Here is a 20,480-nt window from a genome sequence, read left to right on the forward strand (position 1 = left end):
GCGGCGTAAGTCGCGACGATGACCGAAATCTATCCTGCCCGCCCGTCCGGCGCGCCGTCCGTCCGCCTCGCTATCTACGATATGGACAAGACGATCACGCATATGCCGACCTGGACGCCGTTCCTGCTGCATACCGCGCGGACCAGCGGTGCGCCGTGGCGGCTGGCGCTGGTGCCGTTCGCCGGCGTGGCCGCGCTTGGCTATGTCGGGCGGCTGATCAGCCGGGGGCGGCTGAAATACGTGATGCAGCGGATGATGCTCGGCAAGCGCCTGTCGCCCGCGCAGGAACGCCGCAGCGCGGAGGCGTTTGCCGACCGGGTCGTGCGCGACGGCGTGTTCGCCGGCGCGCGCGCGCGGATCGAGGCGGACCGCGCGGCGGGCTACCGGCTGGTCATGGCGACCGCGTCGTACCGCTTCTATGTCGAGGCGATCGCCGAGCGGCTGGGCTTCGACGCGGTGATCGGAACGGAGAGCCTGCGCGATGCCAAGGGCCATCTGCTGGCGGGTATCGACGGCGAGAACTGCTACGGCCCGGCGAAATTGCGCATGATCGAGGCCTGGATGGCGCGCGAGTGCATCGCCCGGACGGATGCGCATGTACGGTTCTATTCGGACCATGTGTCAGACGCACCGACGTTCGACTGGGCGGACGAGCCGTTCGCGGTGAATGCGCATGGGCCGCTGCGGTTGCTGGCGAAGGCCAAGGGATGGCCGATGCCCGACTGGGAGCGCTGACGGCCCGCTGACGGCCCGCTGACGGTGGGTCGCCACCTGCGCCGCCGATACCGCAGGACCGGCGTAAACATGGTCGGAAACCGATGCTGAAGCCGTCCCCGAAACGGGGCAGAACTGGCCCTTGATCCGGTATTCCGATACGGTGATCGCCGCGCACAGCGATGGCAGGTCCGTCATGGCCGGTCCGTCACGAATGCCGTACTGCACGTCACCATCGGGAGGACGTATGGAACGCCGATCGATCTTGGCTCTTCCGCTGGCGATGCTGGCTGGCGGCACCGCGTCGCACGCGGCGTCGCACGACACGATCTCGCCGGCGCGCCTCGATCCGGTTGGTGCGACGCCCGATCCGCGTTCGGCCGGCGCGTTGCCGGTCGCGGTGGTGCGGGCCGGCAGCGATCGGGCTGGACAGAAACGCCAGATCGGCGTCAGCGCGACAAGCTACAAGGTCGTGACGAGCGACGCGAAGGGCGACCTGTTCGTCATCGAACAGGCCAATCAGCGCCGGGGCGGCCCGCCGATGCATATCCACCACGGCGAGGACGAACTCTTCTACGTCCTCGACGGCGAGTATGCGGTGCAGGTGGGCGAGACGCGCTACGCGTTGAAAACGGGAGACTGTATCCTGGGGCCGCGTGGCGTTCCGCATGCTTGGGCGTTTGTCGGATCCACGGCCGGCCGTCTGCTCCTGAGCTTTGCCCCCGCCGGCAAGATGGAAGCGTTCTTCAACGCGTGGGAGCAGGACGGCTTTAGTCCTGGCGGCTATTTCACCGAGAAGGACGATAGCTTGATGCGGTCCTACGGCATGGAGCGGCTCGGCCCCCCGCTCAAGCTCTGACCCGCGCCGGCGCGGCCGTGACGGGGTGTCGCCGGCGTGCTGCTGGCGCCGATCCCGGATCCACAATGCCCGGCGGGACCGCGCGCGACGGCACGCTCCGATGCACCGACGCGGTCCCGCGGCTTACCCGTTCGAAGCAAGCGTTGCCCTGCCCACTCGTCCCGCGGTGACCCGCCATTCGCGCTGCCCGCAGGCCGCGACGAGGATCATCGCCCGCTCGAGCCCGACGATGGGTTTGCCGTCCTCGAGGACATCAGTGTCGAAGATAAGCGTCGCCATGTCGGGGGTAAAGACATGCCCCTCGCGCCGATCGCGTCCGGCCCTCCTCGCGTTCGTCGCCCAGCCTTCGCGCCGATGGATGCCTGTGACCGCAGCGATGATCGCCGCACCTCCCTCGGTCCGCTTCTCTGCGACCAGGACGCAGATGGCATCCTTATAGAACGACTCGAACGCCTTTGGATCATGACCAAGCAACCAGACGAGATGTCCGCGACCCTTGGTGCGGCGATCGCACGGATCGCTTGCAGACAGCGGCCGATCCTGTTCGGCGTGGCCGCGTATTGCCTGTCGCCGTGGAGGACCGCGAGCCGGTCGGATGCCGCTACCCGTTACACCAGCACGTCCACGCTGTGGATCACCAGCCCGACCAGGCCGCCGACGATCGTCCCGTTGACACGGATATATTGAAGATCGCGCCCGACTGCGTTCTCCAGCCGGCTGGTGATCGTGTCTGCATCCCAGCTTCGCACGGTGTCGGACACGAGCTTGACGATGCCGTCGCCATAATCCGCCGCCGCGCCGACCGCGGCGCGGCGCACGAACCGGTTGATCGTCCGCGACATCCGCGGATCATGCTGCAGCGTCTCGCCGAACTGGCGCAGAACGTCCCCGAGCTTGCCCGCCATCGCGCGTTCGGGATCGCGCGCGATTGCCAACAATGCACCGCGCGCCTGTTCCCACAGTCCGTCGAGCCAGCGCTGCATAGCCGGATTGTCGAGCAGGTCGTTCTTCAGCCCCTCGACCCGTTCGCGCATACGGCGATCATATTGCAGGTCCCAGGCGAGCCGATCGAGGCCCTCCTCCGCCTTCAGTCGCAGTGGATGCTCGGGATCCTCCGCCATTTCGGCGAGGAGACGGTCGAAACCGCCAATGAGCTTGTCCGCGACAGTGGTATCCAGCCCGGTCCAGCGCAGGATCGAGCCAGCCTTGTCATGGACCATCGCGCGGACGAGGTGATCGTTTGCCGCCAGCGTCTTGGCCGCCCAGCGGATCGCACTTTCGAGCAAGGGGGCATGCCGGCGTTCGGCGATCGCCGCCTTTAGAAGCTGACCGAGAATCGGCGAGACCTCCGTCGCCCGCAGGCGGGCCGCGATCCCGGCCTTCACCATGCCGCCGAGCCGCGCAGGATCGAGCCCCTCAAGGATCTGCGCGACCAGTTTGGACGCGCCCTGCCGGAAACGTCCGCCTGCGCCTTCGGGCGGATCGGTCAGCCAGCGCGAGATCGCACCCGCGACGTCGAGCCGGCGGGTGCGCCGCGCGATGACGACGGGGATCAGGAAGTTCGCGCGGAGGAACTGCGCGAGCGTGTCGCCGATCCGATCCTTGTTGCGCGGCACGATCGCGGTATGCGGGATCGGCAGCCCGAGCGGATGACGGAACAGCGCGGTGACCGCGAACCAGTCGGCCAGCCCGCCGACCATCGCCGCCTCCGCAAAGGCGCGCACGAACGCGAATGCGGGATGGACGGGGACGAGCGCCCGGCTGACGAAAAACGTCGCCGCCATGACCACGAGCAGGCCGGTTGCGACGATCCGCATGCGAACGAGCGCCGGCGGGGCTGCTTCGCCGACCGGGCGCGTGCGGGATAAAAGCGTCATACCCGAAACAATCCCCCAGCGCGCCGAAGGTTCATGCCGGCGCGGCGGTTCGACGATCCGGACGCAGCGAGGCGGGCCGTCGAGACCTCATTCTGCGGGTTGCGTGCCGTCACCCTGATCGCGACCATGACCCAGCTTGCCGGTTGTCGGGCCCAGCAGCGGGCCGGGATTGGGGCCGGCAATCCCGATCACGTCATCGCCATTGTCGCCCGGACGATAGGTGAGCAGGCGACGGCTGAGACGTGGCCCGACACTGCGCTCGATCCCGACGGCAAGGCTGAACGCGGCGGGAATGATCAACAGAGTCAGCAGCGTCGACAGCGCAAGGCCGCCTATCACGACCGTCCCCATCGGCGCGCGCGACGACGAATCGCCGCTGAGCGACATCGCGGTCGGCACCATGCCCGCGACCATCGCGACCGTCGTCATCACGATCGGCTGCGCGCGCTTGTGCCCGGCATCGATGATCGCGGTAAACGCATCGACGCCCTTGCTCATCTCGTCGAGCGCGAAGTCGATCAGCAGGATCGAATTCTTGGCGACGATCCCGAGCAGCATCAGAAGCCCGATATAGACCGGCAGCGACAGCGGCTGGCCGGTCGCCCACAGCGCGAGCAATCCGCCGAGCGGCGCGAGCAGCAGCGACCCCATGTTGACGAACGGCGGCAGCACGCGGCGGTACAGCAGCACCAGCACCGCGAAGACGAGGAACGTGCCCGAGATCACCGCGGTGATGAAATTGGTGATCATCTCGGCCTGCCACTTGCTCTGGCCGAGCGTGAGTTCGCTGACGCCGACGGGCAGCGCCTTCATCGACGGCAGCGCATGGACCTGCTTCATCGCGTCCGAGATCACGACGCCGGGCGCGAGATCGGCGCCCAGCGTGATCTGGCGCTGCTGGTTGACCCGGTCGATCTTCGTCGGGCCCGAGCCGAGGCCGATATCCGCGACGAGGTTGAGCGGCACCGAGCCCCCCGACGCGGTCGCGACCGGCAGGTTCTGGATCGTCGACAGGCTGGTCCGCGCCGACTGGTCGAGCGCGACTCGGATCGGGATCTGGCGATCCGAGAGCGAGAAGCGCGCCGAGTTCTGGTCGATATCGCCGAGCGTCGCGATCCGGATCGCGGAGGACAGGGCTTGTGTCGTCACGCCGAGATTGGCGGCAAGATCGAAGCGGGGGCGGATGACGATTTCGGGGCGCTGCATCCCGCCCGACACGCGCGGTGCGGTCAGCGACTTGAGCGCGCCCATCTCGGCGACGATCTTGTCCGCCGCCTGTTGCAGCTTGGCGGGATCGCTGCCACCGAGGACGATCGTCACGTCACGCCCACTGCCGCCCCAGCCGGACTGCGACCGGAACGACACGCGTGCATCGGGGATCGCGGTGAGTTGCGGCGCCAGGCGGCGTTCGAAATCGACCGACTTTTCCTTGCGATCCTCGCGCAGGTTGGCGGTCACGGTGCCGCTGCCGACGCGGGTACGGGCGTAGACCGTGCTGACCGCGGGTTGCTGGCCGAGCAAGGCGCTGACCCGTGCGACCACCGCGTCGGTCTGCGCCAGCGTGGTGCCGGGCACCATCTCGATCTGCGCAGTCGCATCATCCTCATCGCGGGTCGGCTGGAACTGCGAGGGGATGACGGTGAACATGAACAGCGTGATCGCGAACGCCAGGACGCCCGCGCCGATCGCCCACATCCGGTGATCCATGACGCGATTGAACATCTTGCGGATGCCGCCGCGCGCGCGCCAAGCCGCAGCCTTGCGGCTGTCGAGCGTCCAGTGGAGCGTGCGGACGTACCAGTCCATGACCTTACCTTCGCCGTGGCTCGCATGGCCGAACGACTTGAGGAAATACGCGGCGATCATCGGCGTCACGAGACGTGCCACCGCAAGGCTCATCAGCACCGCGGCGACGACGGTCAGGCCGAAATTCTTGAAGAACTGCCCCGCGATACCCGGCATCAGCGCGACCGGCAGGAACACCGCGACGATCGCCATCGTCGTCGCCAGCACCGCGAGACCGATCTCGTCGGCGGCGTCGATCGAGGCCTGATAGGCGGATTTGCCCATCCGCATGTGCCGGACGATGTTCTCGATCTCGACGATCGCGTCATCGACCAGCACGCCCGCGACCAGGCTGAGCGCGAGCAGCGTCATCCCGTTCAGGTCGAAGCCGAGCAGGTCCATGAACCAGAAGGCGGGAATTGCCGACAACGGGATCGCCAGCGCCGAGATCGCGGTCGCGCGCCAGTCGCGCAGGAACAGGAAGACGACGATGACGGCGAGGATCGCGCCCTCGATCATCGCGTGGATCGCGCTCTCATACTGTGCTTCGGTATAGTCGGTGCTGGTATAGCGCTGGACGAACTTGACCGACGGATTGCGCTTCTCGAGCGCGCGCAGCTTATCGACCGCGGCGTGATAGATGGTGACGTCGGACGCCCCCTTGGCACGCTGGAAATCGAACGTGATCGCCTGGCGCCCGTCAACGGTCGCCCGGCTGCGCTGCTCGGCGTAGAGATCGCGGACCTGCGCAATGTCGGCGAGGCGGACGGTGCGGCCATTGCCGACGTTGATCTGCGTCTGGCCCAGATCGCTCGCATCGCGCGCATTGCCGAGCACGCGGATCGACTGTTCGGAGCCGGCGATTTCCGCCCGCCCGCCCGCGGCGTTCAGATTGACCTGCCGCAACTGCGCGTTGACCTGGCTTGCGGTCAGCCCCTGGCTCTGGAGCTTCAGCGGATCGAGGATCACGCGGATCTCGCGGCTGACGCCACCGTTGCGGCTGATCGTCGCCATGCCCGGAATCGACAGCAGTTCCTTGGTGACGGTGTCGTCGATGTACCAGGACAGCTGTTCGACGGTCATGTCGGTGGTGATCGCCGCGAAGCTCGCGACGTCGTTGCCGCTGGTGTTGGCGCGGTAGACCTGCGGTTCGAGGATCCCGTCGGGAAGATCGCTGCGGATCTGCGCGATCGCGTCGCGCACGTCATTGACCGCGCGGTCGATCGGGGTGCCGATGGTGAGCTGGATCACCGTCTCCGAATTGCCTTCGGTCACGGTCGAGTTGATCTCGTCGATGCCCTGCAGCGAGCGGACCGCCGCCTCGACGCGCTGCGTGACCTGCGTCTCCATCTCGGTCGGCGCGGCACCCGGCTGGCTGACGACGACGATCGCGATCGGGAAGTCGATGTCCGGATCGCGGTTGACGTCCATCCGCATGAAGCTGACGATGCCCGCAAGCATCAGGGCCAGGAACAGCACGATCGGCGGGACCGGATTGCGGATCGACCAGGCCGAGATGTTGCGGAAGTTCATGGCTGTCAGCTCGCCTTCTTGGTGATCGGCTTGACCGTCTGTCCGGGCGCCAGGAAGCCGCCTGCGGACTGCACCACGCGCTCCGAGCCGTCGAGCCCGCCCGCGATCGTCACGCCGGCATCGGAGACCTGGCCGATCGTGACGTTGCGCCGCGCGATCTTGTCGCCAGGCCCGACGATATAGACGTAATTGCCCTTCTCGTCGCTCTGCAGCGCCGAATCGGGGAGCAGCGGCGCCTGTGTCACGCCGCCGACGATCGTCGCCGCGGCGAAGCCGCCGGGACGCAGCGCAGGATCATATTTGACCGCGATCCGCGCGATCCCCTGGCGGGTCTGCGGATCGATCACGGGCGAGACCTGCCAGACTTCGCCGGGATAGCCCTGCGTCGTGCCGACGGGCGTGACCGTCGCGCGTGCACCGGCCCGCAGCCCGGTGAGATCGGCCTCGCTCAACTGCGCGCGCATCTCCATCTGGCCGCCCATCGCCATGCGGAACAGCACGCCGGCCGACGGCCCGACGATCTGGCCGGGCTCCACGCCGCGGGTCAACACGAGCCCGGCGGCGGGCGCGCGGATATCGAGCCGGCCGTTGCGCGCGCGCGCCTCGCCGAGCGTGGCCTGCGCAACCTTCACGCGCGCCGCCGCGGCATCGCGAGTCGCCGCCTTGCGCTGCAGATCCGCCTTCGAGATGAAGCCGCGATCGACCAGCTGCCTGGCGCGATCGAGTTCGGCCTGCGCGATCGTCTCGTCGGAGCGTGCGACGCTGACCGACGCGGCGAGCGACGCCGCGGTCTCGGTCTGGACCGACCGATCGACCGTGGCGAGCACCTGCCCCGCCGCGACCCAGGCGCCGGGCTCGACCAGCACGCGCGTGATCATCCCGCCCTCGCCCGCGACGCCGACCGGCATCTCGCGGCGTGCCGCCAGCGTCCCCGTCGCGGAGATCGTCCGATCGACCATCTGCCGCCCCGGCACCACGACCGTGACGCTGGGCAATTGTGCCCCGGGGGCTGCCGCTGCCGCGTCCTTCTTGCCGGACTTGAACGCATAGACCGCGATGGCGATCGCGAGCACGAGAATCACCGCGATGATGATATTGCGGCGGCGGTGCGACGACGCACTATAGTCCGGCAACGCCAGCTGCTCTTCGCTCTCGCTGCCGACCATCTTCGTCTCGTAATTCATGCGCGCCACAATCCCAATTCCGACCGGTCTTGTCTCGACCCGCTTCGCCACTCACACGCTGTGTTATCCGAATAAGTCACCGTGCTCAAGCCCCTCGGCGAGCGCGGATCGGAGACATGCTTCGAATCCGATCTATCCGCAATGCCGTTCGCAGTGGTGGCGGGACGTTCAGCTTGCGTTGACCTGATCCGCGCGACACGCAGACACGTCATGATACGGGAGAGATATCCATGAAGACCGCCTCGTTCCTTACCGCGCTCGCCGCCGTCGCATTGCCGGGGGCCGCCGCGATCGCGCAGAGCGCGCCGACCACGGTCGAACCGATGGTTCCCGCCGCGGGCACCTTGCTCGACGTGACCGCGGAGGGGCGCACGACGCGCATACCCGATCTCGCGACGATCCGCGCTGGCGTCGTCTCGCAGTCGCCGACCGCCGCCGCAGCGCTGACCGACAATGCGCAACGCATGGCCAAAGTCCTCGCCGCGCTGAAGCGCGCGGGCGTGGCGCCACGCGACATCGCAACCTCGTCGGTCCAGCTCTCGCCGCAATATCGCTACGCCGACAACCAGCCGCCGGTGATCACCGGGTATCAGGCAACCAATACCGTCTCGATCCGCTTCCGCGACGTCGCGAAGTCCGGCACGATCCTCGACGCGCTGGTGGCCGAGGGCGCAAACCAGATCGACGGGCCGAACCTCTCGATCGACCAGCCCGACGCGGCGCTCGACGAGGCACGGACGAACGCGATCGCGCAGGCGAAGCGGCGCGCCGATCTGTATGCAAAGGCTGCGGGGCTGCGGGTGTCGCGGATCGTATCGATCACCGAATCAGGCCAGGACACGGGTGGCTCGCCGCAACCAATGATGATGATGCGCGCGTCGATGGCCAAGGACAGCACGCAGATCGCACCGGGCGAGAAGGACGTGACGGTCACGCTCTCGGTGCGGTTCCTGCTGAACTGACCATAGCGGCCGATCCCGGCCGCCGTGTCACCCCCCACCCCTGCGCCGGGTGGGGGCCTCCCTCTTCGACCGGCAGAAAGAGGGACACGAAGCCGGCGGTCGGTGAGGATGAGCGGATCGCCGTTTCGCGCATGCACGAAAAAAGGGCCGCCCGGTTACCCGGACGGCCCTTTCACTTCGCGTGACGAAGCAAACTTTTAGCGGACGCTACCGCGACGCACCAGGTTCACGATCGCCAGCAGCACGACTGCACCGAGCAGCGAAACCAGGAACGACGTCAGCGTCAGCGGTGCGTTGTTGATCGAACCACCCGACAGGACGAGGCCGCCGATAAAAGCACCGACGATGCCGACAACGATATTCAGGAAGATACCCTGCTGCGCGTCGGTGCGCATGATCATGCTAGCAATCCAGCCGATGACGCCGCCGATGATCAGCCAAAGAATGAGACCCATGATATTTTCCCTCCGTTGAACCCGTATCCGGGCGATGGCGGAAAGACGAGCGAGCGGTTATTTTTGTTCCGCCCGCGTTTTGAGTTTTAGAATTCAATACTTTTGTTGGCGCTCGTACAACGACTTATAGTGCTGAATCCGCGTGACCCGCAGACCCGGCATGCCGGACCGGTCGATCGCGCGCTGCCACCCCGCAAATTCCTCGACGGTCAGGCCATAGCGGGCGCAAACATCGTCGACGCTGAGCAATCCGCCATTCACTGCGGCGACCACCTCCGCCTTGCGACGCACCACCCACCGCGTGGTGCTGGGCGGCGGCAGCGTGTCGAGCGTCAGTTGCTCGCCAAGCGGGCCAATGACCTTGCCGGGACGGATTTTCTGGTTCTCGATCATTTGAAACCTCTGATCGGGGCGGGGGGCCCCCTCTCGATACGCACACACGACACATAGTCGCAGGAGTTGAAGATCGGCTGAAACGCCGCGGTAAACCGCATCTTCATTCGTCCTTCCACCGGGTTAAAGCCGCTGCCATCGGCCCGTTGAATGCACCATGAAGCGGTGCGAACAGTTTCGGGTCGATCGCCGTTCGCGCGAAGCTGGCCTGCACCACCGCGGTCGGGCTCGCTGCCTGCCGGGCGGCGATACCGACGATCAGGACCGCGAGATCACCCGGAAGGACGGTGATCTCGGCGTCGCGATCAAAACGGGGAAAGCTCAGGTCCAACGGGATACTCGCGTTTACTCTTGGGAAGCCCGGTCTAGCGCGAGGGGGTGAAGGGACCGTAAAACTCGTCGAAAGATCTCGTGAACTTGTCGCTTTTTTGCAATCGCTGGTCGCGTTTTTCGCTCATTTCATCCTGCCCCACGTTAATCATTGCATCTTTTTGCAACCGCACGCCGTCGCGCTTATGTGGGGACCATGGATCAGACCGATTTTCAGCTCGGGCCGGCGACGGCCGGAAAGCGCATCGTCGTGGCGATGTCCGGTGGTGTCGACAGCTCGGTGGTCGCCGCGCTCGCGCATGCCACCGGCGCCGAGACGATCGGCGTGACGTTGCAGCTCTACGATCACGGCGAGGCGATCGGGCGCGCGGGCTCGTGCTGTGCCGGGCGCGATATCCGCGACGCGCGCGCGGTGTGCGACCGGCTCGGGATCGCGCATTATGTGTTCGATCACGAGACGAGTTTCCGCGAACAGGTCGTCGACAAATTCGCCGACGAATATCTGGCAGGGCGTACGCCGATCCCGTGCGTCCAGTGCAACATGGGCCCCAAGTTCACCGACCTGCTGAAGCTGGCCCGTGATCTGGGTGCGGATTGCCTAGCGACCGGACATTATGTCCGGCGGGTCGAGGGCACGCACGGCGCCGAACTCCACCGCGGTGCGGATCCGGCGCGCGACCAGAGCTATTTCCTGTTCGCGACGACGCAAACGCAGCTCGACTATCTGCGTTTCCCGCTGGGCGGCCTGCCCAAGGCGCGGGTGCGCGAGATAGCCGCCGAACTGGGGCTCGGTGTCGCGGCCAAGCCCGACAGCCAGGATATCTGCTTCGTGCCCGACGGCGATTATGCCGGGCTGGTAAAGAAGCTGCGGCCCGAGGCGGCGGAGACCGCGGGCGATATCGTCGATCTGGGTGGTGCGAAGCTCGGCGAACATCGCGGGCTGATCCACTTCACCGTCGGCCAGCGGCGCGGGCTGGAGATCGGGGGCAGTCCCGAGCCGCTGTACGTCGTGCGCGTCGAGCCCGCGACGAAGCGGGTCGTCGTGGGGCCGCGGCGCGCACTGGCGGTCGCGGCGGCGCGGATGACCGATATCAATTGGCTCGGCGGCGACTTCACCGGGCCGCTCACCGCCAAGGTGCGGTCGATGGCGAAGCCCGTGCCTGCGCGTCTGGTCGGCGACCGCGTGGTGTTCGATGCGCCGGAATATGGCGTGGCGCCGGGTCAGGCCGCCGTGCTCTATGCCGGCGAGCGTGTGCTCGGGGGCGGCTGGATCGCGGAGACCGAGGCGGCACTCGCCGCCGCCTGACGCGTTGGGGCGGGATGGATATCGAAGACCTTCGCCGCCAGATGGAAGCCGCCGCCGCCGCGATGGACTTCGAAACCGCGAGCCGGCTGCGCGACCAGATCAGCGTGTTGCGCGGTGGCGGCGACGTGGCCGACACTGCGGGGCTGACGCGGCAGCAGCCGGGGGCGATGGGTCTCGGGACGAGCCAGCAGCGCATGACGCCGCCGCCGGGGTGGGTAAAGCCGAAGAAGCCCGATCCGATGACCAAGGGGCGGAAGCGCTAGGGTTGGCGTTCTTCTACCGAATCCTCCCCCGCCAGGGGGAGGATTAGGGAGTGGCTCACGGCAGCAGGAACGTGCCTTCGATCGTCGTTACGCACGATCCGCCCAACACCACCCGGTCGCCGTCCAGCCGGCAGGTCAGTTTCCCGCCGCGCGCGCTCGCCTGATAGGCGGTGAAGCTGTTGCCCAGCGTCTGCGCCCAGTACGGTACCATCACCGCGTGCGCGGCGCCTGTTACCGGATCCTCGTTGATCGCGTAATAGGGCGTGAAGACGCGGCTGACGATATCGGTCGCCTGCCCGCGTGCCGCGACGATCGCGACGATCGGGAACGCTGCCAGCGCGGCAAAGTCGGGCTTCAGGTCGCGGACCATGCCCTCGTTCTCGACGATCACGAGCGCATAGCCCTTGTCGTGCCACAGGGTCTCGACGGGCGACTCGATGGTGAGCGCCGCGACGATCTCCGGGATCGCCTTCGGACTTGGCCCCCATGCCGGCAGCTCGAGCGTGTAGCCGCTCCCTGCACGCGCGACCTCGAGCATGCCCGCCTGTCGCGTCCGGAACCGGACCCGGTTGAGCGCGGTATCCGACGACAGCACGAAATGGCCGCTTGCCAGCGTCGCATGGCCGCACAGAGCGACCTCGGCGCCGGGCGTGAACCAGCGCAGGTCGAACTCGACGCCCTCTTCGTCCGACGCGACGATGAAGGCGGTCTCGCTCAGGTTGTTCTCCTGCGCGATGTTCAGGAGCACCGCGTCGTCGAGCCACGCCGCGAGCGGCATGACCGCGGCCTGGTTGCCGCCGAACGGCGTGTCGGCGAACGCATCGATCTGCGCGAACGGTATTCTCATAGACGTTTCCCAAACCAATGCGGCGTCACGTCCGCCTCGACCAGCGGATTGTCGGTGTCGACATGGCCCTCGGGATCGAGGTGGATCAGCACCTCGACCTTGGGGAAGGCGGTGCGCAGGTTGCGCTCGACCGCCTCGACGATGTCGTGCGCCGCGCCGACGGTCAGGTCGCGCGCGACCTCCATGTGGAACTGCGCGAACTCGTGGCTGCCCGAGCGCCGCGTGCGGAAATCGTGGATCCCGCGGATGCCGGGCTGGCGCGCGGCGACGTCGAGGAACTGCGCGCGCAGATCCTCGGGCCATTCCTTGTCCATCAGCTGGTCGATCGCGTTGGACGAGGCCGAGAACGCGCCCCAGGCGAGCCACAGCGCGATGACGATGCCGAAGATCGGATCCGCGCCGCTCCAGCCGAGATACTGGTCGAGCACCAGCGCGACGATCACCGAGCCGTTGAGCAGCACGTCCGACTGGTAGTGGACGTTGTCCGCAAGGATCGCGACCGAACCGGTCTGACGGATGATACGGCGCTGATAGGCGAGCAGGAACACGGTGGCGACGATCGCGATGACCGACACGCCAATGCCGAAATCCGCGCCGGTGGTCGGCTGCGGATCGTTGAACGCGAGGATCGCGCGCCACGCGATGCCCGCCGCCGAGGCGGTGATCAGCATGACCTGGAACAGCGCGGCCAGCGCCTCAGCCTTGCCGTGGCCGAAACGGTGATCGTGATCCGCGGGCGTCGCGGCGAGCCGCACGCCGTACAGCGTGACCAATGACGCGAGCAGATCGAGCGCGGTATCGGCGAGCGAGCCAAGCATCGCGACCGACCCGGTGGTCCACGCCGCAAAGCTTTTCAGCAGCAGCAGGAAGCACGCCATCGCGACGCTGGCGAGCGCCGCGCGGGTTGCGAGCGGGATGATCCGGCGCCGTTCGTCCTGCGTCATGGGAACAACAGTCCTTCGGTCCAGCTGCCCCCGTCTCGCGTGAACACCCGGCGTTCGTGGAGGCGGTGTGCGCGGTCCTGCCAGAACTCGATCCGGGTCGGCACGATCCGGTAGCCGCCCCAATGCGGCGGCCGTGGCACGTCCTGCCCTTCGAACTTTGCGGTCATCGCCGCGACGCGATGCTCGAACGTCTCGCGACTGTCGAGCGGACGCGACTGGTCCGACGCCCAGGCGCCGATCCGTGAATCGCGACCGCGCGAGGCGAAATAGGCGTCCGACTCGGCGTCGGCCGCGTGCGTCACCGGACCTTCGATCCGGATTTGGCGGCGCAGCGACTTCCAGTGGAACAGCAGCGCGCCCTGCGGATTGGCAGCCAGTTCGCCCGCCTTGCGGCTTTCGCGGTTGGTGTAGATCACGAAACCGTCGGGGCCATGGCCTTTCAACAGCACCATGCGCACCGAAGGCCGCCCCTCGGCGTCGGCCGTCGCGAGCGCGACCGCGTTGGGGTCGTTCGGCTCGGACTCCCTGGCTTCGGCGTACCAGCTATCGAACAGCGTGAAGGGATCGTCTGACATGGGCGCGCCATAGCGGGGTTTGCGCGGGAGCGAAACTTTGGAACGACTCCACCGTGCCGATGATTGATCCAGGTAATCGAATCGTTTCCGCAACGAAGGAACACGCAAGGTGGCAGCGCGCGCGTATTGGCAGGGGCAGATCCGCCTGGCCCTCGTCTCGATCCCGGTCGAGATCTACTCCGCGACCAAGTCCGGCGCGGCGGTGTCGTTCAAGCAGATTCACGAGCCGTCGGGCCAGCCGATCCATTACGACAAGGTCGTCACCGGCGTCGGCCCTGTCGACACCGACGAGATCATGAAGGGCTATGAAGTCTCGAAGGGCGAATATGTCCTGCTCGAGCAGGACGAGATCGACGCGGTGAAGCTCGAATCGAAGAAGACGCTGGAGCTGACCCAGTTCGTCGATGCGAGCGAGATCGACGTGCTCTATTACGAGAAGCCCTATTTCGTGGTGCCCGCCGACGACCTGGCGGAGGAGGCGTTCATCGTGCTGCGCGAGGCGCTGCGGCGGACGAAGAAGGTCGGGCTCGGCCAGCTGGCGATGCGCGGGCGCGAATATGTCGTGAGCCTGAAGCCCTGCGGGCGGGGCATGGTGCTGGAGACGCTGCGCTACGCCGACGAGGTGCACAAGGCGCAGGGGTATTTCCGCGATATTCCCGACGACAAGCCATCCGAGGAGCTGCTCGAACTCGCCGAGGCGCTGATCACGAAGCGCAGTGGGGATTTCCATCCGCAGGACTTCCACGACCGCTATGTCGATGCGCTGAAGGACCTTATCGAGCGCAAGCGCAAGGCGAAGGGCAAGACGATCATCGACGACAAGGATACGGGCGCGAAGACGGGATCGAACGTGGTCGACCTGATGGCGGCGTTGAAGAAGTCGATGGAAAAGAGCGGGGGGAGTGCGGCGCCTGAGAAGAAAGCGCCCGCGAAGAAGGCCCCCGCCAAACGTGCCCCGGCTAAAAAGCGTGCGTAGCGTGCAACATTGTGTCCTCGCGAAGGCGGGGACCCAGACTGGGCTCCCGCCTTCGCGGAAGAACATTGGTGGCTGAGGTGCCCGATCCCCTCGCGCTGTACAATGCCAAGCGGAACTTCGCGAAGACGGCGGAACCCGCGGGCACGCTAGCGCCCGGTAACGGCCCTTCGACAGGCTCAGGACAGGCGCGCTTCATGGTGCAGAAGCACGATGCCACGCGCCTGCACTGGGACTTCCGCCTCGAGATCGACGGCGTGCTCAAGAGCTGGGCGGTCACGCGTGGGCCGAGCCTCGACCCGGACGAGAAGCGGCTCGCGGTCCGCACCGAAGACCATCCGCTGAGCTACGCCAGTTTCGAGGGCTCGATCCCGGCGGGCGAATATGGCGGTGGCACCGTGATGCTGTGGGACCGGGGAACGTGGTCGCCGATCAAGGGTAAGTCGGCCAAGGATCTCGACAAGGGGCATCTCCACTTCGTGCTCGAGGGCGAGCGGATGAAGGGCGAGTGGCTGCTGATCCGCCTCAAGCCGCGCGCGAAGGAGAAGCGCGAGAACTGGCTGCTGCGCAAGATCGACGATGCGGCGGCGGGCGGGACGGATGTGCTCGTCGAGCAGGCGCTGACGAGCGTTTCGACCGGGCGGACGATGGTTGAGATCGCGGAGGGGAAGAAGGCGAAGCGTTCGAGCCAGCCAGCCGCCTCCCCGTCATCCCGGCGAAAGCCGGGACCCAGAGCCAAGAGCGATGCACATGGTACCCTGGGTCCTGGCGTTCGCCAGGATGACGGGAAACTGCTGCCGTTTCAGGACCTCCAGCTTTGCACGCTGGTGGATGCCGTCCCGAGCGGTTCCGCGTGGCTGCACGAGGTCAAATATGACGGCTACCGCGCGCTTGTCTCCGTCGCGAACGGCAAGGCCAAGGTCTTTACCCGCAGTGGGCTGGACTGGACCGACAAATTCTCGGCCATCGCCGAGGCTGCCGCCAAGCTCCCGGTCAAATCAGCGCTGATCGACGGCGAAATCGTCGCGTTCAAGGACGGCAATCCCGATTTCTCGACGCTGAAGGACGCCATCTCCAGCGGCGGGGACATGACGCTGTTCGCGTTCGACCTGCTCGCGCTCGACGGCGAGGACCTGACCGGGCTTTCCAACCTCGATCGCAAGGCGCGGCTGCAGCCGATCATCCCGGCGGACGACGACCGCCTGCGCTATTCCGACCACGTCGTCGGCGCGGGCGAGCAATTGTTCGAGACGATGTGCCGCGAGGGGCTGGAAGGCATCGTCTCGAAACGCGCCGACGCGCCGTATCTCGGCAAGCGGACCAAGGCGTGGCTCAAGGTCAAATGCACGCACCGGCAGGAGTTCGTGATCGTCGGCTGGCTGCCCTCGGACAAGAAACGCGGGTTCAAGTCGCTGCTGCTCGGTTTGCGCGAGGGCAAGGGCTATCGCTATGCGGGCAAGGTCGGCACCGGGTTCGACCAGGCGATGATGGACGCGCTGCGCGACAGTCTCGACGCGCTCGATCGCAAGACGCCGACGGTCGATGCGCCCAAGGCCGCTGTGCGCGGCGCGAAATGGGTGACGCCGAAACTGGTCGCGGAGATCGCGTTCGCCGAGGTCACGCCCGATGGCGTGCTGCGCCATTCGAGCTTTATCGGACTGCGCGAGGACAAGGCGGCGAAGGACGTCGTCGCCGAAACCCCTGCCCCGCTGCCGCCCGCGGAAGACAGCGCCGCGCCGGTGACGACCGTCACGGTCAGCAGCCGCGACCGGCTGATCTTCGAAGACTCGGACGTCAGCAAGGGCGATCTCGCGGATTATTACGCCGCGGTGTCGGGGATCATGCTGCCGTTCGCCGCCAACCGCCCGATCAGCCTCGTCCGCTGCCCGCAGGGCCGGTCGCGCGCGTGCTTCTTCCAGAAACACGATGCGGGCAGCTTCAGCGACGCGGTCCACAAGGTGCCGATCCGCGAGAAGGACGGATCGACCGAGGACTATCTGTATGTCGATGATGCCGACGGGCTGGTCGCGTGCGTGCAGATGGGGACGATCGAGTTCCACGGCTGGGGCTCGTCGAACGCGACGCTGGAGAAACCCGATCGGCTCGTATTCGATCTCGATCCCGACGAGGGGCTCGACTTTGGCGATACGAAGACGGCGGCGGAGCATCTGAAGACCCAGCTGGCGGAACTGGGACTGGTCAGCTTTCCGATGCTGTCGGGGGGCAAGGGTGTGCATGTCGTCGTGCCGCTGACCCCGCAGGCGGAATGGCCGGCGGTGAAGGATTTCGCGGACCGGTTCGCGCGTGCGCTGGCGGGGGCGGAGCCGGAACGCTTCGTCGCGACGATGGCGAAGGCGAAGCGGAAGGGGCGGATCTTCATCGACTGGCTGCGCAACCAGCGCGGGGCGACGGCGGTGATGCCGTATTCGGCGCGGGCCAGAGCGGGCGCGCCGGTGGCGGCGCCGGTCTCGTGGAGCGAGTTGCGCGATATCGAGACGGCGGCGCGCTGGGGTGTTCGGGACGAAGGGGAGTTGATCGAGCGGGCTGGGTCGCGGGGTTTGAAGGGTTGGGGTGTGGCGGATCAGGTGCTGCCGGATCTTTGAGAGGCCCCTCCCCCAGCCACCACCCCGGCGGAGGCCGGGGCCCAATTGACAAGGTGGTCGTAACGGAGCGCCGTCCTCCATTAGCATCGTTACCCCATTGGGCCCCGGCCGTCGCCGGGGTGGTGGCATTGTTTGGGAGCGGTGGTTCGCAATTCTCTACTGCTGCGAGGGACAGGAAGGCGGCGCGCACATGACAATTTATGTTGCACCGCCGCGTCTAAAGGTGAAACACCGCCGGCTGTATTCAGGGGCTTGAGGCATTGGACATGGCGACGCAATCCGCGCCCCCGCTAGCTACGGCCGCCGACACGGCCTTCGACGCGACGGTCCACGCCGACCGCTGGATCGCCAACTATTGCGCGCGCAGTACCAGCGCCGACGTGCTGTGCCCGGCCGCCGATGGCAGCGTCGATCCGGCGTGGCCGGCGATGTTCGCCGAGCTGGCGATGGTCGCCTCGGACGATCTCGGCCATATCCGCGAACGCGTCCAGCGGCACGCGGTCGATATCGGCACGGGCTTTCGCATCGCCGACGAACCCGATGAGCGCCCCTGGCCCGTCTCGCCTGTGCCCTTGCTGATCGAGGCCGGCGAATGGGCGGGCATCGCGCGCGGCGTGATCCAGCGCGCGACGTTGATGGAGACGGTGATCGCCGATCTCTACGGCGCGGGAAAGCTGGTCGCGGACGGCCATATCCCCGCCGCGCTCGTTACCGGCAGCCCGTTCTTTCTGCGGCCGATGGTCGGGCTCGACCCACCCGGCGGCCGTCATCTCGATTTCATCGCGATCGATCTGGGCCGCGGGCCGACGGGCGAATGGCGCGTGCTCGCCGATCACCTGCGCGCGCCGGCGGGCGCGGGCTATGCGCTCGAGAACCGGATCGCGGTCGGCCGCACGCTCGGCGGGTTGCAGGATCGGCTCAACGTCCAGCGGCACGCGCCGTTCTTCGCCGCGTTCCGCGCGGGGATCGCGGCGATGTGCAAGCGGACCGACCCGCGGATCGGGCTGCTGACGCCCGGCCGGTTCAACCCGAGCTATCCCGAACAGGCGCATCTCGCGCGCTATCTGGGGCTGTTGCTGGTCGAGGGCGCCGATCTCGCCGCGCTCGAGGACAAGGTCTATGTCCGCACGATCGGCGGGCTCAAGCGGATCGATGCGCTGTGGCGGCGGCTCGATCCGCGGCTGCTCGATCCACTGGCGTTCGACACGCATTCGCAGATCGGCGTTCCCGGCCTGATCGACGCCTATGCCGCGGGCAACGTCGTGCTGTCGAACGCGCCCGGCTCCGCGGTGCTGGAGGCGCCCGCCTTCTCCGCCTTCCTGCCCAATCTCGCGCGGTCGCTGCTCGGCGAAGATCTGGTGCTGCCCAACATCGCGACCTGGTGGTGCGGGCAGACCGCGGCGAAGGAGAGCGTGGAGGCCAATTTCGACCGCCTGCTCATCGGTCCGGCGTTCCATGCGCGCCCGCTCGGCATGACCGGCGGCCCGACCGCGGGCGCCGACATCACCGGCGCCGCGCGCGCGGCGCTTCTGGCCGACATGGCGAACCGGCCGCAGGATTATGTCGGGCAGGAACTGGTCCAGCTCTCGACGATGCCCGTCGTCGTCGGCGACGAACTCGTGCCCCGCCCCTTCACGCTGCGCGTGTTCGCGGCACGCGGTGGCGACGGCGAATGGACCGTGCTGCCCGGCGGGTTCGCGCGGATCGGCGAGCATCCGGACGCGCGCGCGGCGGTGATGGGCGAAGGCATCTGGTCCGCCGACGTCTGCGTCTATGGCGCGGAGCCGGTCGCGCCGGTGTCGCTGCTGACCGCCGCGGATTCGCTGCAGGTGCGCCGCAATCCGGGGACGTTGCCCAGCCGGGTGGCGGACAATTTCTACTGGCTCGGCCGCTATCTGGAGCGCGGCGAGGCACTGCTCGGTGCGATCCGGGTGATGCTGGGCAATTCGATCGACGTCGATGGCGGCGCGGGGCTCTCGCCGACGACGGTCGGCAAGCTGGTCGGGCTGATCGTCGGCGCCGGCAGCGCGCCGCATCCGCCGAGCCTGCGCCGCGCCGACCTGACCGCGCTCGCGCGGACCGCGATGGAGGACGAGGCGTGGCAGTCGATCCTGACGCTCAACCGGCACGCGCGCGAGATCGGCGAAGGCTCGCGCGATCGGTTGTCGGCGGACATGGTGCGGTTGCTCGAGGCGCCCTTCCCCACGCATCGCGGGATGCTCGAGCGCGCCGGGTCGCTGCAACGCCGCTATGCCGCGATCGCGGGGCTGTCGGCCGAGCATATGGGGCGGACCGCGGCGTGGCGGTTCCACGATCTCGGCCGGCGGGTCGAGCGGGCGATGGCGATGGCGCGTACGATCCGGTTGTTCGGGATGCCGGGGGCCTCGCCCGACGACCTGTCGGTGCTGCTCGATCTTGCCGACAGCCAGATCAGCTATCGCCAGCGTTACCCGACCGGGATCGCGCGCGTGCCGGTGATCGACCTAGTCGCGCTCGATCCGGGCAATCCGCGCAGCCTCGCCTTCTCGGCGGAGCGGCTCGCCGCGCGGCTGGCGGAACTGCCGGTGCTGAGCGACGACGAGATGGCGGAACCGCAACAGGCGCAGGCGACCAGGTTGCAGGCGATCGTGATGACCGCGACGGCCGCGGCGCTCGATGCCGAGACGCTGGGCGATATCGAGCGGCGGCTGGGGGCGGTGTCGGACGCGCTGGCGCGGCGGTATTTTCTGCAAGGCGCCGAGCCGTTGCGGACCAGTGGGCTGACGTTGGCGTGATAGGCGGCGTGAGAATCGTAACCCAAATCCTCCCCGGCACGGGGAGGGGGACCATGCATCGCATGGTGGAGGGGGCTCTCCACCAGCGCAACGCTCGCGGCGC

Annotated in this window: 18 protein-coding genes; 8 read left to right on the top strand and 10 right to left on the bottom strand. The window is 67.3% G+C overall.

Going from position 1 to position 20,480, the window contains the following annotated elements; all coding sequences use genetic code 11:
* Positions 1–18 precede the first annotated feature (18 nt).
* Together ASE88_RS16970 and ASE88_RS16975 are read left to right on the top strand one after the other, a co-directional pair.
* Positions 19–735, top strand: coding sequence for an HAD family hydrolase (locus ASE88_RS16970; protein ID WP_056480144.1), 717 nt, complete (start codon positions 19–21; stop codon positions 733–735).
* Between the two features lie 142 nt (positions 736–877).
* Entirely contained in the window at positions 878–1,573 is a 696-nt protein-coding gene (locus tag ASE88_RS16975) for a cupin domain-containing protein (protein ID WP_235527991.1), read from the top strand.
* A gap of 123 nt (positions 1,574–1,696) precedes the next feature.
* On the opposite strand, the gene ASE88_RS19035 is transcribed toward ASE88_RS16975, so the two are convergent.
* The 4 genes from ASE88_RS19035 to ASE88_RS16995 all read right to left on the bottom strand — a co-directional run bounded on the left by ASE88_RS19035 (position 1,697) and on the right by ASE88_RS16995 (position 7,952).
* Positions 1,697–1,852, bottom strand: coding sequence for a hypothetical protein (locus tag ASE88_RS19035; protein ID WP_156357079.1), 156 nt, complete (start codon positions 1,850–1,852; stop codon positions 1,697–1,699).
* A 329-nt stretch (positions 1,853–2,181) separates the two neighbouring features.
* On the bottom strand, positions 2,182–3,450 hold the full coding sequence (locus ASE88_RS16985) for a DUF445 domain-containing protein (protein ID WP_056480153.1): 1,269 nt from the start codon (positions 3,448–3,450) through the stop codon (positions 2,182–2,184).
* A gap of 87 nt (positions 3,451–3,537) precedes the next feature.
* The gene (locus ASE88_RS16990; protein ID WP_056480156.1) at positions 3,538–6,768 is read right to left on the bottom strand and encodes an efflux RND transporter permease subunit; all 3,231 of its coding nucleotides are present in this window, start codon (positions 6,766–6,768) and stop codon (positions 3,538–3,540) included.
* A gap of 5 nt (positions 6,769–6,773) precedes the next feature.
* Positions 6,774–7,952, bottom strand: coding sequence for an efflux RND transporter periplasmic adaptor subunit (locus ASE88_RS16995; protein WP_055881533.1), 1,179 nt, complete (start codon positions 7,950–7,952; stop codon positions 6,774–6,776).
* A 230-nt stretch (positions 7,953–8,182) separates the two neighbouring features.
* On the opposite strand from ASE88_RS16995, the gene ASE88_RS17000 reads away from it, so the two are divergent.
* Positions 8,183–8,914 (top strand): SIMPL domain-containing protein, encoded by a 732-nt coding sequence (locus ASE88_RS17000; protein WP_056480160.1) that lies wholly within the window; start codon positions 8,183–8,185, stop codon positions 8,912–8,914.
* A gap of 197 nt (positions 8,915–9,111) precedes the next feature.
* Here ASE88_RS17000 and ASE88_RS17005 read toward each other — a convergent pair whose 3' ends face one another.
* The 3 genes from ASE88_RS17005 to ASE88_RS17015 all read right to left on the bottom strand — a co-directional run bounded on the left by ASE88_RS17005 (position 9,112) and on the right by ASE88_RS17015 (position 10,093).
* Positions 9,112–9,369 (bottom strand): GlsB/YeaQ/YmgE family stress response membrane protein, encoded by a 258-nt coding sequence (locus tag ASE88_RS17005; protein WP_055881539.1) that lies wholly within the window; start codon positions 9,367–9,369, stop codon positions 9,112–9,114.
* Between the two features lie 93 nt (positions 9,370–9,462).
* Entirely contained in the window at positions 9,463–9,762 is a 300-nt protein-coding gene (locus tag ASE88_RS17010) for a DUF1153 domain-containing protein (RefSeq protein WP_055881542.1), read from the bottom strand.
* Between the two features lie 103 nt (positions 9,763–9,865).
* A complete protein-coding gene (locus ASE88_RS17015) occupies positions 9,866–10,093 on the bottom strand; it encodes a hypothetical protein (RefSeq protein ID WP_200910277.1) in 228 nt (75 codons plus the stop codon).
* 195 nt (positions 10,094–10,288) lie between these two features.
* Here ASE88_RS17015 and mnmA point away from each other — a divergent pair, with 195 nt between their 5' ends.
* On the top strand, positions 10,289–11,398 hold the full coding sequence (gene mnmA / locus ASE88_RS17020; protein WP_056480163.1) for a tRNA 2-thiouridine(34) synthase MnmA: 1,110 nt from the start codon (positions 10,289–10,291) through the stop codon (positions 11,396–11,398).
* Between the two features lie 14 nt (positions 11,399–11,412).
* Complete coding sequence (locus ASE88_RS17025) at positions 11,413–11,661, top strand: UvrB/UvrC motif-containing protein (RefSeq protein WP_056412271.1); 249 nt, start codon at positions 11,413–11,415, stop codon at positions 11,659–11,661.
* A gap of 55 nt (positions 11,662–11,716) precedes the next feature.
* Here ASE88_RS17025 and ASE88_RS17030 read toward each other — a convergent pair whose 3' ends face one another.
* Genes ASE88_RS17030 through pdxH form a run of 3 tightly spaced genes read right to left on the bottom strand, consistent with a single transcriptional unit; the run spans position 11,717 to position 14,027 of the window.
* Positions 11,717–12,508, bottom strand: a complete 792-nt coding sequence (locus ASE88_RS17030; RefSeq protein ID WP_055881554.1) for a PhzF family phenazine biosynthesis protein — start codon at positions 12,506–12,508, stop codon at positions 11,717–11,719.
* Positions 12,505–13,452, bottom strand: coding sequence for a cation diffusion facilitator family transporter (locus ASE88_RS17035; protein WP_055881558.1), 948 nt, complete (start codon positions 13,450–13,452; stop codon positions 12,505–12,507). The genes ASE88_RS17030 and ASE88_RS17035 overlap by 4 nt, the downstream gene beginning before the upstream one ends.
* Positions 13,449–14,027 carry a pyridoxamine 5'-phosphate oxidase gene (gene pdxH / locus ASE88_RS17040; protein ID WP_056480166.1) on the bottom strand — a complete coding sequence of 193 codons (579 nt, stop codon included), beginning with the start codon at positions 14,025–14,027 and terminating at the stop codon, positions 13,449–13,451. Before pdxH ends, ASE88_RS17035 begins: the two co-directional genes overlap by 4 nt.
* A 109-nt stretch (positions 14,028–14,136) precedes the next feature.
* On the opposite strand from pdxH, the gene ASE88_RS17045 reads away from it, so the two are divergent.
* From ASE88_RS17045 to ASE88_RS17055, 3 genes are all read left to right on the top strand, one after another.
* A complete protein-coding gene (locus ASE88_RS17045) occupies positions 14,137–15,003 on the top strand; it encodes a Ku protein (protein WP_056480169.1) in 867 nt (288 codons plus the stop codon).
* A gap of 77 nt (positions 15,004–15,080) precedes the next feature.
* Positions 15,081–17,603: a DNA ligase D gene (gene ligD, locus ASE88_RS17050; protein WP_056480171.1), complete on the top strand. Its 2,523-nt coding sequence runs from the start codon at positions 15,081–15,083 to the stop codon at positions 17,601–17,603.
* Positions 17,604–17,869: 266 nt separating this feature from the next.
* Complete coding sequence (locus ASE88_RS17055) at positions 17,870–20,377, top strand: circularly permuted type 2 ATP-grasp protein (protein WP_056480174.1); 2,508 nt, start codon at positions 17,870–17,872, stop codon at positions 20,375–20,377.
* The last annotated feature ends 103 nt before the right edge of the window (positions 20,378–20,480 follow it).

This window comes from Sphingomonas sp. Leaf38, assembly GCF_001421825.1.
Lineage (GTDB): Bacteria > Pseudomonadota > Alphaproteobacteria > Sphingomonadales > Sphingomonadaceae > Sphingomonas.